This window comes from Psychrobacillus sp., assembly GCF_056205495.1.
Genome location: NZ_JBAEAP010000066.1, coordinates 1 through 2,057, shown reverse-complemented (window position 1 = coordinate 2,057; position 2,057 = coordinate 1). Strand labels below are relative to the sequence as shown.

The following is a 2,057-nucleotide window of genomic DNA, read 5'->3' as shown; positions in this document are numbered from 1 at the left end:
TGCCTATACCAATTGACCACACCAAACCAGTACGTACTACCGCTAAGCTACATGCGTTCAATCAGCTACAACAATGGATTATCGATGGTACTCTTCAACCAGATGAGAAGCTAAACGATATAGAGCTAGCACAAGCTTTAGGTGTTAGCCGTACACCAATAAGAGAATCACTTCAGCTACTGGAATCTCAGGGCTTTGTATCCATGCAACCAGGAAGAGCAACACAGGTTACTCCTGTGGAACCAGAGGACATTTATAATTTACTCCCTCCTTTAGCCGCATTACAAGCGCTCGCAGCTGAACTTGCAACTCCTAATATGGACGAAGAAATTTTAAATATGCTGGAAGAAAAAAATAAAGAATTCGCAACGGCGCTACAAGCTAAAGAATTTACAAAAGCACTAAGAATTGATGAAGAATTTCATCAGCTGATTGTGGATCGCGCGAATAATCCATACATATTCTCTATGGTAGAAATGCTCCAAGCTCATGTAAGAAGACTTTATTATTACGAAAAAATTAATTTAAGAGAGCAATCTATTGAACAACACCAAGAGTTAATCCAGTTGTTTAAAGATAAGGACGTTTCAAAGCTTACAGAAGTAATGCGCGCTAACTGGATTTATACGATAGAAGAGTTTTAAGAAAGATAAAATTAAACGCAGGGACATAAGAAACCTGGCAACAAAAAAAAGTGAAATTGTGTGATGCAATTTCACTTTTTTTGTTTATTCTTAAAGAAAATATAGTGACATTTCTTGAATTGGTCTCAATGGAGAATAGTATCTGGAGTAGAGAGACTACATGCTTGAGAGTCTTTCGTAGTGGAGTATTATAATACAGAAAAAAAGCCCCAATTTTCCTAATCGTAAAATTGAGGGACTTTTTAATTATTTTCCAGCCTCTTTATAAACTGTATTTTGTGCTTATTTTATAACCCTAGCAATAAGAGTTGTTATGAGAGTGATCACAACAAAAGGAACAATCCAACCCAGGCCCACATTATAGAAAGGTAAGATATTATCATATAAGTTTAAAATTGATTGTAACCATCCAAAATACTCTATTTCCAAAGAATCACATAGCGCTTTCAATCCATCTACAATACTGATTAGGAAAGTAAAGAACATAACCACTACGTATACTAGCCTTGAATGATAGAACAATGGTGATAAAAAAGCTAGCAATATTAAAACAATAGCCAACGGATATAAAAGCATTAGTACTGGTACAGAGTATGTAATAATATTCGCTAAGCCAAAGTTAGCGATAACACATGTAAATACACTGAAAATAATCACAAATACTTTATAGCTTATAGCTGGCACTAATGTATGGAAATACTCCGCACAAGCCGTAGTTAGCCCTATACTTGTCGTTAAACAAGCTAAGATAATTACAATAGCTAACAGAATAGCTCCAAAGGAACCAAAATAATGCTCGGAAGCTGCACTTAAAACAGGACCTCCAGTATCCATTATCCCAAACATATCAACAGACGTAGCTCCTAGATATCCAATACCAGCATAAATTATTCCTAAGAAGAAAATTGCAATGGCACCTGACTTAGCAGTTGCTACTAAGATACCTTTTTTAGAGGTTACACCCATTGCACGAACTGCATTAATGACAATAATACCGAAGACTAAGGAAGCCAAAGCATCCATTGTATTATACCCTTCTGTAAAACCTGTCATAAAGGCATTATCAACGTAGTTTCCCTGCGGTGCACTAAAATCTCCCATCGGCTTGAATATAACAAGAACCAATAAGATCAATAACCCTATTAGTATTCCTGGTGAAAGGTATTTCCCCACATTATCTACAATCTTCGATGGATTCAAGGAAAGCCATAATGTAACACCAAAGAAAATAACTGTAAACACCAGCAACCCGATTTGTGTATATTCAGAATTTATAAAGGGCATTATTCCAATTTCATATGAAACAGCACCCGTTCTAGGTAATGCGAAAAAAGGACCGATTGTTAAATATAGTAAAGAAGTGAAAACGATAGCAAAAATAGGGTGAACTCTACTAGACAGTTCCTGTAAATT

Annotated in this window: 2 protein-coding genes; one reads left to right on the top strand and one right to left on the bottom strand. The window is 35.8% G+C overall.

Annotated elements, in window-relative coordinates:
• Positions 1 to 644, top strand: a 644-nt coding sequence (locus AC06OU_RS02140; protein WP_475853647.1) for a GntR family transcriptional regulator, incomplete at its 5' end; no start/stop codon positions are given.
• Positions 645 to 926: 282 nt separating this feature from the next.
• Here AC06OU_RS02140 and brnQ read toward each other — a convergent pair.
• A partial coding sequence (gene brnQ / locus AC06OU_RS02135) for a branched-chain amino acid transport system II carrier protein (protein ID WP_475853646.1) occupies positions 927 to 2,057 on the bottom strand: 1,131 nt, incomplete at its 5' end.